At 62.4% G+C, this 13,080-nt stretch carries 13 protein-coding genes; 8 read left to right on the top strand and 5 right to left on the bottom strand.

What is annotated here, in order from left to right; all coding sequences use genetic code 11:
- Positions 1-2 precede the first annotated feature (2 nt).
- The 4 genes from LZ012_RS08555 to LZ012_RS08540 are packed head-to-tail and all read left to right on the top strand — an operon-like array spanning position 3 to position 3,495.
- A complete protein-coding gene (locus LZ012_RS08555) occupies positions 3-1,019 on the top strand; it encodes an RnfABCDGE type electron transport complex subunit D (RefSeq protein ID WP_275709717.1) in 1,017 nt (338 codons plus the stop codon).
- Between the two features lies 1 nt (position 1,020).
- Positions 1,021-1,689 carry an electron transport complex subunit RsxG gene (rsxG, locus tag LZ012_RS08550; protein WP_275709715.1) on the top strand — a complete coding sequence of 223 codons (669 nt, stop codon included), beginning with the start codon at positions 1,021-1,023 and terminating at the stop codon, positions 1,687-1,689.
- A 4-nt stretch (positions 1,690-1,693) separates the two neighbouring features.
- Positions 1,694-2,386: an electron transport complex subunit E gene (locus tag LZ012_RS08545; protein ID WP_275709713.1), complete on the top strand. Its 693-nt coding sequence runs from the start codon at positions 1,694-1,696 to the stop codon at positions 2,384-2,386.
- A 41-nt stretch (positions 2,387-2,427) separates the two neighbouring features.
- Positions 2,428-3,495 (top strand): RNA methyltransferase, encoded by a 1,068-nt coding sequence (locus LZ012_RS08540; RefSeq protein WP_275709711.1) that lies wholly within the window; start codon positions 2,428-2,430, stop codon positions 3,493-3,495.
- Here the strand turns inward: LZ012_RS08540 and LZ012_RS08535 are convergent.
- Complete coding sequence (locus LZ012_RS08535) at positions 3,484-4,884, bottom strand: sensor domain-containing diguanylate cyclase (RefSeq protein WP_275709709.1); 1,401 nt, start codon at positions 4,882-4,884, stop codon at positions 3,484-3,486. The genes LZ012_RS08540 and LZ012_RS08535 overlap by 12 nt on opposite strands.
- A gap of 92 nt (positions 4,885-4,976) precedes the next feature.
- Here LZ012_RS08535 and nth point away from each other — a divergent pair, with 92 nt between their 5' ends.
- The 3 genes from nth to LZ012_RS08520 are packed head-to-tail and all read left to right on the top strand — an operon-like array spanning position 4,977 to position 7,046.
- Positions 4,977-5,609 carry an endonuclease III gene (nth, locus tag LZ012_RS08530; RefSeq protein ID WP_275709707.1) on the top strand — a complete coding sequence of 211 codons (633 nt, stop codon included), beginning with the start codon at positions 4,977-4,979 and terminating at the stop codon, positions 5,607-5,609.
- Entirely contained in the window at positions 5,606-6,622 is a 1,017-nt protein-coding gene (locus LZ012_RS08525) for an FIST C-terminal domain-containing protein (RefSeq protein ID WP_275709705.1), read from the top strand. The genes nth and LZ012_RS08525 overlap by 4 nt, the downstream gene beginning before the upstream one ends.
- Complete coding sequence (locus LZ012_RS08520) at positions 6,615-7,046, top strand: DUF1841 family protein (protein WP_275709703.1); 432 nt, start codon at positions 6,615-6,617, stop codon at positions 7,044-7,046. Before LZ012_RS08525 ends, LZ012_RS08520 begins: the two co-directional genes overlap by 8 nt.
- A gap of 51 nt (positions 7,047-7,097) precedes the next feature.
- On the opposite strand, the gene tfpB is transcribed toward LZ012_RS08520, so the two are convergent.
- From tfpB to LZ012_RS08505, 3 genes are read right to left on the bottom strand one after another with little or no spacing between them, the layout of a single operon-like run.
- The gene (gene tfpB, locus LZ012_RS08515; protein ID WP_275709701.1) at positions 7,098-8,882 is read right to left on the bottom strand and encodes a type IV pilus assembly ATPase TfpB; all 1,785 of its coding nucleotides are present in this window, start codon (positions 8,880-8,882) and stop codon (positions 7,098-7,100) included.
- 24 nt (positions 8,883-8,906) lie between these two features.
- Entirely contained in the window at positions 8,907-9,119 is a 213-nt protein-coding gene (locus LZ012_RS08510) for a DUF3820 family protein (RefSeq protein WP_275709699.1), read from the bottom strand.
- Positions 9,116-10,285, bottom strand: a complete 1,170-nt coding sequence (locus tag LZ012_RS08505; protein ID WP_275709697.1) for an MFS transporter — start codon at positions 10,283-10,285, stop codon at positions 9,116-9,118. The genes LZ012_RS08510 and LZ012_RS08505 overlap by 4 nt, the downstream gene beginning before the upstream one ends.
- Before the next feature lie 109 nt (positions 10,286-10,394).
- Between LZ012_RS08505 and LZ012_RS08500 the strand changes: the two genes are divergently transcribed.
- On the top strand, positions 10,395-10,934 hold the full coding sequence (locus LZ012_RS08500) for a YgjP-like metallopeptidase domain-containing protein (RefSeq protein ID WP_275709695.1): 540 nt from the start codon (positions 10,395-10,397) through the stop codon (positions 10,932-10,934).
- A 129-nt stretch (positions 10,935-11,063) separates the two neighbouring features.
- Here the strand turns inward: LZ012_RS08500 and htpG are convergent, their stop codons facing one another.
- Positions 11,064-12,980 carry a molecular chaperone HtpG gene (htpG, locus tag LZ012_RS08495; RefSeq protein ID WP_275709692.1) on the bottom strand — a complete coding sequence of 639 codons (1,917 nt, stop codon included), beginning with the start codon at positions 12,978-12,980 and terminating at the stop codon, positions 11,064-11,066.
- Between the last annotated feature and the right edge of the window lie 100 nt (positions 12,981-13,080).

Here is a 13,080-nt window from a genome sequence, read left to right as displayed (position 1 = left end):
TCATGGAATTCAATACCTCTCCCTACCTGCTCAAGGAAGCCTCAGTCCAGCGGGTCATGCTCAAGGTCCTGCTCGCCCTGCTGCCGGGCGTCGCCGCCTATGTCTGGCTGTTCGGCCCGGCTATCCTGGTGCACATCGCTCTGACCACGGTCACCGCCCTGGTCGCCGAAGCCGTGATGCTGAAGGTTCGCGGCCGCCCGGTCGGCATGTTCCTGAGCGATCTGTCGGCCATCGTCACCGCCTGGCTGATCGCCCTGACCTTCCCGCCACTGGCGCCGTGGTGGCTGACGGTGACGGCGACCCTGTTCGCCATCGTCATCGCCAAGCAACTGTACGGCGGCCTCGGCCAGAACCCGTTCAACCCGGCGATGATCGCCTACGCCATTTCCATCGTCTCCTTCCCGGCCCTGATGTCGCAATGGCCGGGGACCGACGGTCACTTCGCCAGCCAGCTGCAGGTTATTTTCGGGTTGGCGCCGCGGGTGGACGGCCTGACCTCGGCAACGCCGCTCGACGCGCTGAAAACGGCCCTGATGCTGGCCGGCGATTCGCATACGGCGACGGTGGGCAGCATCCGCGCCAACCCGGAAATCTTCGGCCTGCTCGGCGGCCGCGGCTGGGAATGGATTGCTCTCGGCTACCTGGTGGGCGGCCTGTGGCTCATCCAGCAGCGCATCATCACCTGGCACATGCCGACGGCCTTCATCGTCGGCATGACCCTGATCGCCGCACCGCTCTGGCTGTGGCAACCGGACGCCTATGCCAGCCCGCTGTTCCACCTGCTGAGTGGCGGCGCCATGCTCGGTGCCTTCTTCATCGTGACCGACCCGGTCACCGGCGCCACGACGCCGCGCGGCAAACTGGTTTTCGCCGCCGGCATCGGCCTGCTCGCCTACCTGATCCGCGTCTTCGGCGGCTATCCCGACGGCGTCGCATTCGCCGTCCTGCTTCTCAACATCTGTGTCCCGTTGATCGACATGTACACCCAGCCCCCAGTTTTCGGCATGAAGGACCAGTGACATGGTGACGATCAAGGAACCCACCGCCTCCAGCATGGCGACGCGCACCGCGATCATCCTGGTGTTTTTCGTCGCCGCCTTCACCGCCGCCCTGGCCATCGTCTACACGATGACCAAACCGGCCATCGACGCGTCGGCGGCCGAAGAGAAAATGCGGACGATCAACGAGGTCCTGCCCGGCGATCTGTACGACAATGACCTGCTGGCCGATACCCTGACCATCCCGGCCACCCCGGAACTGGGCCAGGACGACGAATCGACCGTCTATCGCGGCCGCCTCAAGGGCGAAGCGTCGACGCTCGTGCTCGAAGCCGTGGCGCCGGATGGCTATGCCGGCAAGATCCGCATGCTGCTGGCCATTCGCGCCAATGGCGAAGTGGCCGGCGTGCGCGTCACCCTGCACAAGGAAACCCCGGGGCTGGGCGATTACATCGAGCCGAAGAAGGACAAGAACAAGGCCCATCCGTGGATCATGCAATTCAACGGCCTGTCGCTGGACAAGATGCCGACCGCCAACGAATGGAAGGTCAAGAAGGATGGCGGTCACTTCGATTCGATTGCCGGCGCCACCGTCACCCCGCGCGCCGTCGTCAAGGCCGTGTACAAAGCCGTGAAATTCGCGACCGAAAATCGCGAACGCCTGTTCGCGCCGCAGGGCGCCAAGGAGTAGAGCCATGTTGATCACGCTCAGCGAAATCAAACAAATTTCCCTCAACGGCGTCTGGAAGCAGAACAGCAGTCTGGTCCAGATTCTCGGCATGTGCCCGCTGCTCGCCATCACGACGACGCTGGTCAACGGCGTTATGCTGTCGTTCGCCACGCTGCTGGTCATGGCCTTCTCCAATTTCTTGGTCGCCTGCCTGCGCAACCTGATTCCCTACGAAATCCGCATCCCGGTCTTCATCCTGGTCGCCGCCTTCGTGGTTACCGTCATCGACCTTGGCATGAACGCCTACATGCACGACTTGTACAACGTCCTGGGCATCTTCATTCCGCTGATCATCACCAACTGCCTGGTGCTCGGTCGTATCGAAGCCTTCGCCGCCAAGAACGGCCCCCTCGGCGCCGGCCTCGACGGCGCCATGATGGGTGTCGGCATGATCTGGACGCTCGGCCTGCTCGGCGGCATCCGCGAATTCATCGGCGCCGGTACCGTGCTCGGCGGCATCGAACTAGTCATTCCCGGCACCTCGGCGCTGCAGGTTCTGCCGGCCGACTACCCGGGCTTCCTGGTCGCCATCCTGCCGCCCGGTGCCTTCATCTGCCTGGGCTGTTTGGTCGCCTGGCGCAACTGGGTCGTCACCCGCGCCGCCCAGCGCGCCCAGATGCCGCCGCCCGCCCCGATTGCCGCCGGCGGCTGCCACTAAGCCTCACTATCGCCCGACGGGCGCCTGAGAAAAGTACCCGGATGCGCATCGAAGCGATCGGCCAGACCTTGCGTTCACTCGGCGCCAAGGACGGCCACGTCGACCGCGTATTGCGCGCCTGGACACAGGGCAAGCCGCTGACCAGCGGTGCCCGGCGCCACCAGGCGGAAAACTGCCTGCCGCTAGCCCTGCGCAACGCCCTGCCCACCCTCGAACTTGAACTGAACGGCCTGGCCCGCCTGCGCTCCGAACATACGGGCACCGACGGCTCGCGTCTGCTGGTCGAACTGGCCGATGGCCAGTTGGTCGAGAGCGTTCTGTTGCCTCGCGACGGGCTGTGCATCTCTACCCAGGTCGGCTGCGCGGTCGGTTGCACGTTCTGCATGACCGGACGCGACGGCCTGCTGCGCCAGGTCGACAGCGGCGAGATGGTCGCTCAGGTCGTTCTCGCTCGCCGCCGGCGCAAGGTCAGCCGGGTCGTCTTCATGGGCATGGGCGAACCTTCGCACAACATGGATAACGTGCTGGAAACCATCGCCACGCTGGGTACCTATGGCGGCATCGGGCACAAGAACCTGGTTTTCTCGACTGTGGGCGATCGCCGCGTCTTCGAGCGTCTGCCTAAGGAACGGGTCCGCCCTGCCCTGGCCATATCGCTGCACACGACCCGCCCCGAACTGCGGACCGCCCTGCTGCCCAAGGCGCCGGTCATCGCACCGGCCGAGCTGGTCGAGCTGGCCGAGACCTACGCCCGGACGACCGGCTATCCGATCCAGTATCAATGGACCCTGATCGATGGCGTCAATGACAGCGAGGAAGAGATGGACGGCATCGTCCGCTTGCTCACCGGCAAGTATGCGCTGATGAACCTGATTCCGTACAACACGACCGCGGCGCTGGACTATCGGCGACCGAGCCCGGAACGGGTAACGGCGCTGGCCCGATATCTGCACGCCCGCGGCATCCGGACCACGGTGCGCAATTCGGCGGGACAGGATGTCGATGGCGGCTGCGGACAGCTACGCGCCCGTAATCTCGATGCAGCCGGCGGACGACGAGAGAAGGTCTTGCTCAGGCAGAGCCCGGCGCGCCCCTCGTCAGCTGCCTGAATCTGCCAGAACCACCCGGTTTCTGCCGCCCTGCTTGGCCCGATAGCAGGCTTCGTCGGCGCGCCGTATCAGCGACCACTCCTCGTCCTCAGGCCGACAGACCGCCACCCCGATACTGACCGTGCACTGCACCGCCTCTCCCGACGGCGCCACTGTCTTCAGGCTACCGAACAGCAGACGCAGGCGTTCGGCGATGGCCAGCGCGGAAGGCGCATCGGTTTCCGGCAACATGACGACGAATTCCTCGCCGCCGTAGCGGAAGGCGACGTCCGAAGAACGCAGGCATTGCGTAATGGAGTGGGCCAAATTCTGTAGCACACGGTCACCACCGAGATGCCCATAGCGGTCATTCACCGACTTGAAACGGTCGCAGTCGAGAACCAGCAGGGCGAGCGGCCGGGCATAACGCCGCACGCGCCCGATTTCGGCCGGCAACTGCTCCTGCAGATGGCGCGAGTTGTACAAGCCGGTCAGCGAATCGGTCTGGCTGAGCAGTCGATAGCGCTCTTCGCTGTCACGCAGAGCCTCCTCGGCGCGCCGGCGCCCTGACACATCCTGCAGGGTTTCGATGGCGCCGATCACCTCGCCTTCGGCATTGCGCAAGGGAGCGGCGGTAAAGAACAACCAACGTCCGCCCTCCCCGACGTGTGGAAAGAAATCCTCGGCCTCGTAGGCCCCGGGAATCAGCGAAGAGGCGCGAAAACGTCCGTGATACAGGCGATCGATGCTTTTTTCACCGGTCTGGTCGATGATAAGGTCCGCCAGCAAGGGGCGCTTGGTGCCGTAAAAACTTTTCCAATGATCGTCGGTACCGATGACATCCTTGGCCAGCATGCCGGTCAACGCTTCGCAGGCACGATTCCAGTGGGTGACGCGATGCTGGGCGCCGATCACCATGGTCGGCACCGGGGAACCATCGACGATCTGAGCGAGATAGACTTCCTTGTTGCGCAAGGCTGATTCGGCACGCCAGCGCTCGGTGACGTCCTGCAAAGTCTCGATGGCGCCGACCACCTCACCCTTGGCATTGCGCAGCGCCGCGGCGGTAAAGAACAGCCAGCGCCCGCCATCGCCAAAAGCGGGAAAGAAATCTTCCGCCTCGTAGGAATCCTCGCCCAAGGCCGAACGGGAAAACTTGCCGTGATAGTAATGGTCGATGGCAGCTTCGGCGACACCATCCACCACCAGGTCGGCGAGCAGCGGCCGAGCCGAGTCGTAGAAAGCGCGCCATTGCTCCGAGCGGCCGATCATCTCGGCCGCCGGCACACCGGTCAGCGCGGCACACGCACGATTCCAGTGCGTCACCCTATGGTTCGCGTCGATGACGATCGTCGCCACCGGATTGCCCTCGACCAATTGGGTCAGCGCAATATCGCTGGATTGCTGCATGAAAAAACTGCCTTCTCTGTCAGGTAGAATTTATAGTTACCGATATGGTGGCGCAAGCGGCCGCAGACAACAATGATCTTCCCTAACCTTACGTGAAAAAAAACCAAGTCGAGCAATTCTTCGCCCGTTTACGCGAAGCAAATCCCGCGCCAACGACCGAATTGCATTATTCGACGCCATTCCAGTTGTTGATTGCCGTCATTCTGTCGGCTCAGGCCACCGATGTCGGGGTAAACAAGGCTACCGCCCGCTTGTTTCCGGTCGCACCGACCCCGGAAATCATGCTTGCGCTCGGTGAAGAAGGATTGATCGATTACATCAAGACCATCGGCCTGTTCCGCACCAAGGCCAAGAACGTGATCGCTACCTGCCGCATGCTGGTCGAACATCATGGCGGCGAGGTCCCCGAAGATCGCGCCGCCCTCGAAGCCCTGCCCGGTGTCGGCCGCAAGACAGCCAACGTCGTGCTCAACACGGCCTTCGGACACCCGACCATCGCCGTCGATACCCATATCTTCCGGGTCGGCAACCGGACGGGCCTGGCGCCCGGCAAGACGGTCAACGAAGTCGAGCAGAAACTACTCCGTGTCACGCCGGACGAATTCAAGAAGGATGCCCATCACTGGCTGATTCTGCACGGCCGCTATGTCTGCAAGGCGCGCAAACCGGAATGCGCGCGCTGCGTCGTCATCGACCTGTGCGCCTACAAGGGCAAAACCGTATGAAAGCGGCGAGCAGCCTGGTGACCGGCCCGCGGCCGGTGGCCGAACTGGCTCAGGAGGCCATCCGCCAGGCGCTCGCTAATGCCGGCGTGACACGCGCCGACCATGTCCTGCTCTTCCTGAGCCGCGACTACGCCCGCAATCCGCGACCAGCCGTCATCGCCGCGGCACGCGCCGCCGGTTGCCTGTCGGTGTGCGGCAGTACGGCCAGCGGCCTGTTTACCGAACGCGGCTGGCAACTCGATCAGGCAGCCGCTGCGGCCATGATACTGGCCTCGCGCGAATCGACCGAAGGAGCGGACGAAGCGCTGCTCTCCTTCTCCTCGCACGGCCGGCTGCCCTTCGACTGGCAAGCCGATACCCGGCGCGCCGGCTTTCTCGATTCTGATGGCGTCACCTGGGCGCACGGCCGGGTTACCGATAGCGGCTGCGCCGAACTGCGTCTTCCCGGGGTGCGTTCCCATCTGGCCATATCCACCGGCCTGCGTCTGCTCGGTGATCCACAGACGGTTGACCAATGCCGCGGCTATGAACTCGGCCGCGTCGGCGGCCACCGCGCCATCGACAGCCTGTACCGCGCACTGCCGGCCGAATTGCGGCAATACCCCCCGCTCCACCAGATCGCCCTGGTGCGCCACCCGGACGAACCGGGGATCGCCATCCTGTCCGCCAATGGCGATGGCTCGCTGATGCTGGCCGATAGCCTGGAAAATGGCGACTCGATCACCTGGGCCATCCGCCAGCCGCTGACGGCCGAACAACAGACGCGCAAATCCTTGGACAGCCTGGCCCTAACCAATCCGCACCCCGATTTTGCGCTGATGTTCTCGTGTATCGGCCGCGGGCCGCTGTTCTATGGCGACGACGACCGCGACCTGCAGGTCTTCCGCGAGGTTTTCCCCGATACGCCGCTGCTCGGCGCCTACGGTACCGGCCAGATCATTCCCGCTGCCGGGAACAATCGCCTGTACCACAATGCCGTACTGACACTGCTCTTCGAAAGCTCCCATGTTTAATCCGTCCCGCGAACAGGTGCGCCGTTTCTTCTGCGACGCCTGGAAAAAACATATCGACCGCCTGCCGCTGGTCGGTGCCGAAGTCACCGCCGCCGATATCGCCGCCCGCCATCCCGAATACCACGTCCTGCTGGCCGATGCCGATTCGGCCGTGAACAGGGATTGGGTGCCGGAAGGCGGCGAGATGAATCCCTTCCTTCACTTGTCGTTGCACCTGGCCATCCACGAACAGGTCAGTATCGACCAGCCACCCGGCATCCGCCTGGCTTTCGAGCAATTGCGGGCACGCATGGACCCGCACGACGCCGAGCACGTCCTGCTCGAATGCCTGGGCGAAACGATCTGGCAGGCCCAGCGCAACGGCCAGGCGATGGACGCCATGGCCTATGTGGACGCCGTACGGCGCAAGGCCAGCCTGATTTAGTTATTGGTCATGAGTGGCTAGCGACTCATGACTAGAAACTAGCAACTACCTTTAGCCGTCGTCCGAAGGCGGCGCTACCTTGATGACTTCTTCAAGGGAGGTTTGCCCCTGTGCCACCTTCAATGCCCCGGAAATACGCAGGGGCCGCATCCCTTCGCGGAAAGCCTGTTCGCGCAGCTTCGGTATTTCGGTGACCGGCTTGATCTGCCGGCGGATTTCCGGTGAATTGAGCAGCACTTCATAGATGCCGACCCGCCCGGTGTAGCCGGTCATCCGGCATTCCAGGCAGCCGACCGGCTGCCATAACTGCACCGGCTCGGCCGATTTCCACGGCGCCACCAGGGAACGCCAGGCCGCCTGCTGGTCCTCGGTGATCGGTGTCGCCTTCTTGCAATGCGGGCACAGCGTCCGCACCAGGCGTTGGGCCATCACCCCGAGCAGGGTCGAGTTGATCAGATAGGCCGGCACACCGAGGTCGAGCAGGCGGGTGATCGCCGATGGCGCATCGTTGGTGTGCAAGGTCGACAACACTAAATGCCCGGTCAACGCTGCCTGGATGGCCATTTCCGCCGTTTCCAGATCGCGGATTTCGCCGATCATCACGATATCCGGGTCCTGGCGCATCAAGGCGCGCACACCGTCGGCGAAACCGAGGTCGATAGCGCGATTGACCTGCATTTGGTTGAAAGCCGACTCGACCATTTCGATCGGGTCCTCGATGGTGCTTACATTGACTTCCGGCGTCGCCAGCTGCTTGAGCGTGGTGTACAGCGTCGTCGTCTTGCCGGAACCGGTCGGGCCGGTGACCAGGACGATGCCGTTTGGCGAAGCGGTCATCTGCTTCCAGCGCGACTGGTCGTCATCGGAAAAGCCGAGCGAACGGAAATCCCGAACCAGCACTTCCGGATCGAAAATGCGCATGACCAGCTTTTCGCCGAAGGCCGTCGGCAGGGTCGACAGCCGCAATTCGACTTCCTGTCCGGTCGGCGTCCGCGTCTTGATCCGGCCATCCTGCGGCCGGCGCTTCTCGATGACGTCCATGCGGCCGAGCAGCTTGATTCGGCTGGTCATGGCATTCATTACTGCCATCGGAATCTGGTACACCTGGTGCAACACGCCGTCGATGCGGAAACGGACGATGCCCAGATCGCGCCGCGGCTCGATATGGATGTCCGAGGCGCGCTGGTCGAAGGCGTATTGCCACAACCAGTCGACGATATGGACGATGTGCTGGTCATTGGCATCGAAGGTCCGGTTGCCCTTGCCCAGTTCGACCAGTTGTTCGAAGCTCGACAGGCCGCTCGTCACCTCGCCGCGCGCCGCCGCCTTCTTGACCGACTTGGCCAGATTGAAGAATTCGACCAGATAGCGGCCGATATCGTCCGGGTTGGCCATCACCCGGCGGATTTCCTTGCGCAGGATGTGCTGCAGTTCGGCCACCCATTCGCGGATGAAAGGCTCAGCCGTGGCGATCACCACTTCCCGCGTCGTCACCTGCACCGGCAGGATGCCGAAACGCGCCGCATAAGCGCTGGACATCACCTCGGCGACGCCGGTGAAATCGATCTTCAGCGGATCGATATGCAGGTAATCGAGGCCCGTCCGCCCGGCCAGCCATTCGGTCAGGTTGTCCAGGTTGAGAAGCCGGGCCGGCGCCTTGGCGCTCTTCCATTTCTGGTCGGCAATAACGATCAGCGGATGGAGCTTGCCGCCATGCAGACGGCGCTCGCTCTTCAGGGCGTCGGCCGCCTCGCGACCGACGAGGCCGTCCTCGACCATCCAGTCGACGACCTCGGCGAGAGTTAGGCGGTGTTCGCCTACGTTCCTGTCATTCATCGCGGCAATATAGCATGCGGCTGACTAGCGCCGCCGCAGCGGCTTCAGAAGATCGGACAGGCCGTTGTGGTCGATCTCCTGCATCAAGGCCAGCAAACGGCCGATCTCCCCCGGCGGAAAACCTTCACGGGCAAACCAGTTCAGGTAGTTCCCCGGCAAATCGGCGATCAGCGTGCCCTTGTGCTTGCCGAAAGGCATCGTGCGGGTGACCAGCAGGAGCAGATCGTCGGGGTTCATCGACGCACGCCTCGCCATAAGGGATAGAGCCCGAGCAGGCCCAACACCGGACCAGGCAGCAGCAGCCACGCGATGTTGGTTCCCCAGTTGCCGATCCAGGCCGTCCCCAGCTGGATCGAGACCATCGTGATAGCAAAACCGATGGAGTTCTGAAAGGCCAGGGCACTGCCGACGATCTCCGGAGCGCAGGCCTTGGCGGACAGCGCTGAAAAATGCGGGGAGTCCGCCACTACCGTCGCGCCCCAGACGAGCAGCAACAGAATCTTGGCCCACGGCGTCCATTCGCCGGCAAACGGAAATATGGCACAGCACGCGGCCGAAAGCGCCAGTGCCGTAGCGGCCACCCGGGCGCTGCCGATGCGCTGGCTCCACCAGCCTCCGAAGAGGCAACCCAACGCCCCGATGCCGATGACGGCAAAGGCCAGGCCGGAGAGATCACTGCTACCCGGTATCGCCAGGCCGCTGAGGACGATCAGCGCCGGCGTCAGCGTCCAGAAGGCGTACAACTCCCACTGGTGACCGAAATAACCGAGTGCGGATGCGCGAAACTCGCATACCGAAAAGGCGTGGAAGACCCGCCCCAAACGCAGCGGTGGCGCGCCGTGCCGACGCTTGAGATGCGGACCGTCGCCCAGCCGGAAAATCATGACGGCCGCCAGCAGCGCCAGCCCCGAGGAAACCAGGATGGTGGCCCGCCATGACCAGCCGGTCCCCGCCAGCCGGATGCCATGCGGCAAGGCGGTTCCCAGGGTCAGCATGCCGACCAGTTGGGCCAGCGCCGCTCCGGCCCGCTCCGGCACCCAGCTGACCACCAGCTTCATCCCCAGCGGATAGACACCGGCCAGACAGAAGCCGACGGCAAAGCGCAGGGGCACCGCCCAGGCCAGACCATCGGCCAGGCCGGCAAAGGCCGCGTTGCAAGCCGCTCCAAGTACGGCACAGACTGCGAAAATCCGGCTGGCCTGGAAGCGGTCGGCCAGGCCGGAAATGGCGAAGCTCAAGGTACCGAGAATGAAGCCGAGTTGAACGGCATTGGTCAAAGTTCCGATGTCGGCCGGAACGATACCCCAGGCACGAATCAAATCATCAGCCGCGCTATTCGCCGAGAACCATAACGAGGTACCGAACAGCTGAGCGATGACAATGACGGGAACGGGATTCTGCATAATGCGAGGTTGAAATGAGCAAATCGCAAGCATACCGTCTAAGCCCGCCAATTCCTCAAGCACTGCGGCACTTCGGTAAAATTCGGGGATACGCTCACACTACCTTTGCATGCGCCCCAACCCACCACCCAATTATCTCGCCGGCTACCCGGCCCATCTGGTCGACTCGGTGCGCTACGCCATTACCCAGGGGAAGCTGGCCGGCGTCCTGCTCGGCAAGTATCCGCAGGCACATGACATACGTACCGACAAGGCGCTGTACGACTACGTCCAGACCCTTCGCAGCCGCCATCTGAAAAACACCGCCGTGGTCAGCAAGGTGGCCTACGACAGCAAGTTGCAAACGCTGCAAAAAGCCCTCGGCACGCACAGCACGATCGGCCGGGTACAGGGCGGGAAGATCAAGGCCAAGCGAGAAATCCGCGTCGCCGGCCTGTTTCGTGACATGCCGGGCGAGTTCCTGCGCATGATCGTCGTGCATGAATTGGCCCACTTGAAAGAGTCCGAGCACAACAAAAGCTTCTACCAACTCTGCCAGCACATGGAAGCTGACTATTTCCAGCTGGAATTCGATCTGCGGTCTTATCTCAGCTATCTGGACGCCGGTGGCGAAACACTGTGGGCCGTGCCCGCGTCCAGCGCCGAATAAGCTACAGCAGGGCAACGGAGCGTGGCCTCATAACAATGAAGTCATCGCCTTCGAGATGCATAAAAAAGGCCGCCCAAGCAGGCGGCCTTCGATAGCCACGAATTCATTCATGGCCACGGTACGGCAGGTTTATTTTACCGACAGAGCCATCATCAGATCGTTGATACGCTTGACGAAGCCAGCCGGGTCATCCAGCTGCCCGCCTTCAGCCAGGGTTGCCTGCTCGAACAGCAAAGCCGCCCAGTCGTCGAAGCGCGCCTCTTCGTACTTCAGGCGCATCACCGCCGGATGCTGCGGATTGATTTCCAGAATCGGTTTGACGTCCGGCGCCTTCTGGCCAGCCGCCTTCAGCAGGCGAGCCAGGTTGCCGGACGGATCGTGCTCGTCGGAAACCAGACAGGACGGCGAATCGGTCAGGCGATAGGTCACGCGCACGTCCTTGACCCGGTCACCCAGCGCGGTTTTTACCTTCTCGAGCAATTCCTTGTATTCGTCCGCCGCCTTCTCGGCTTCCTGCTTCTCGGCTTCATCCTCCAGCTTGCCGAGATCAAGCCCGCCCTTGGCGACGGATTGCAGCTGCTTGCCCTCGAATTCGGTCAGGTGGCCGACCACCCACTCATCCACGCGATCGGACAGCAACAGAACCTCGATGCCCTTCTTCTTGAAGATTTCGAGATGCGGGCTGTTCTTGGCCGCATTAAAGCTGTCGGCCGTCACGTAATAGATTTTCTCCTGGCCATCCTTCATGCGCGCGATGTAGTCGGCCAGCGAGACAACCTGTTTGTCGCCATCGCCCTGTGTCGAAGCGAAGCGGATCAAGCCGGCAATCTTGTCCTTGTTGGCGTGGTCCTCGCCAACGCCTTCCTTGAGCACGGCACCGAAGGCTTCCCAGAATTTGGCGTACTTTTCCTTGTCAGCCGCTTCATCGCTGTTGGCAATACCTTCCAGCATGGACAACACCTTGCGCGTACAACCGCTGCGAATGTTGTCGATATCCTTGCTCTGCTGCAGTATCTCGCGCGAAACGTTGAGCGGCAGGTCGGCCGAATCGACCACCCCGCGCACAAAGCGCAGGTACAGCGGCATCAGCTGCTCGGCATCATCCATGATGAAGACGCGGCGTACATAGAGCTTGATGCCGTGGCGGGCGTTGCGGTCCCACATGTCGAACGGCGCGCGGGCCGGAATGTAGAGCAACTGCGTGTATTCCTGCTTGCCTTCGACGCGGGCGTGGGTCCAGCACAGCGGATCTTCGAAGTCGTGGGCGACGTGCTTGTAGAACTCGGTGTATTGCTCGTCGGTGATATCCGACTTGCTGCGCACCCACAGCGCATTGGCCTGATTGACCGTCTCGTCTTCGTCGGTCTCGACCTGCTCGCCGTCCTTCCATTCCTCCTTCTTCATCACGATGGGAAGGGTGATATGGTCGGAGTACTTGCGGATAATCGACTTCAGCTTCCAGCCGCCCAGGAAATCGTCCTCGCCGTCACGCAGATGCAGGATGACATCGGTGCCGCGCCCAGCCTTCTCGACCATTTCGACGGTGTATTCGCCCTCGCCGGCCGATTCCCAGCGTACCGCCTGGTTTGACTCGATCCCGGCCCGGCGGGAAATCACCGTCACCTTGTCGGCAACGATAAACGACGAGTAGAAGCCGACGCCGAACTGGCCGATCAAATGCGCGTCCTTGGCCTGATCGCCGGTCAGCGCGGAAAAGAATTCCTTGGTACCGGACTTGGCAATGGTTCCGAGGTGGGCGACCGCCTCATCACGGCTCAGACCGATGCCATTGTCGGAAATGGTCACCGTGCGGGCGGCCTTATCGAAGGCGACACGGATTTTCAACTCCGAGTCGTCACCGTAGAGCGCCGCATTGTTCAGTGCCTCGAAGCGCAACTTGTCGCAGGCATCGGAGGCATTCGATACCAGTTCGCGCAAGAAGATTTCCTTGTTGCTGTACAAGGAATGGATCATCAGGTGCAGCAGTTGCTTGACTTCCGTCTGGAAGCCGAGCGTTTCGCGGTTTGCGGTTGCAGACTCGGACATGCGTGAAACTCCCATCATTCAAAACAAAACGTAGGTTTGGATATGGGGGCAAGCACCTCGAATTCAAGGCCTTAATTTTGTCTGCAAGTTTTCCGACTTA

Origin of the sequence: Dechloromonas hankyongensis (genome assembly GCF_022012295.1) — a bacterium.
In the GTDB taxonomy this organism is placed as follows: domain Bacteria; phylum Pseudomonadota; class Gammaproteobacteria; order Burkholderiales; family Rhodocyclaceae; genus Azonexus; species Azonexus hankyongensis.
This window is presented reverse-complemented; position numbering and strand designations above follow the sequence as displayed.

Coding starts and splice junctions, on each gene's coding strand:
- LZ012_RS08555 (WP_275709717.1), top strand. CDS start 3: ATGGAATTCAATACCTCTCCCTACCTGCTCAAGGAAGCCTCAGTCCAG.
- rsxG (WP_275709715.1), top strand. CDS start 1,021: ATGGTGACGATCAAGGAACCCACCGCCTCCAGCATGGCGACGCGCACC.
- LZ012_RS08545 (WP_275709713.1), top strand. CDS start 1,694: ATGTTGATCACGCTCAGCGAAATCAAACAAATTTCCCTCAACGGCGTC.
- LZ012_RS08540 (WP_275709711.1), top strand. CDS start 2,428: ATGCGCATCGAAGCGATCGGCCAGACCTTGCGTTCACTCGGCGCCAAG.
- LZ012_RS08535 (WP_275709709.1), bottom strand. CDS start 4,884: ATGCAGCAATCCAGCGATATTGCGCTGACCCAATTGGTCGAGGGCAAT.
- LZ012_RS08525 (WP_275709705.1), top strand. CDS start 5,606: ATGAAAGCGGCGAGCAGCCTGGTGACCGGCCCGCGGCCGGTGGCCGAA.
- LZ012_RS08520 (WP_275709703.1), top strand. CDS start 6,615: ATGTTTAATCCGTCCCGCGAACAGGTGCGCCGTTTCTTCTGCGACGCC.
- tfpB (WP_275709701.1), bottom strand. CDS start 8,882: ATGAATGACAGGAACGTAGGCGAACACCGCCTAACTCTCGCCGAGGTC.
- LZ012_RS08510 (WP_275709699.1), bottom strand. CDS start 9,119: ATGAACCCCGACGATCTGCTCCTGCTGGTCACCCGCACGATGCCTTTC.
- LZ012_RS08505 (WP_275709697.1), bottom strand. CDS start 10,285: ATGCAGAATCCCGTTCCCGTCATTGTCATCGCTCAGCTGTTCGGTACC.
- LZ012_RS08500 (WP_275709695.1), top strand. CDS start 10,395: ATGCGCCCCAACCCACCACCCAATTATCTCGCCGGCTACCCGGCCCAT.
- htpG (WP_275709692.1), bottom strand. CDS start 12,980: ATGTCCGAGTCTGCAACCGCAAACCGCGAAACGCTCGGCTTCCAGACG.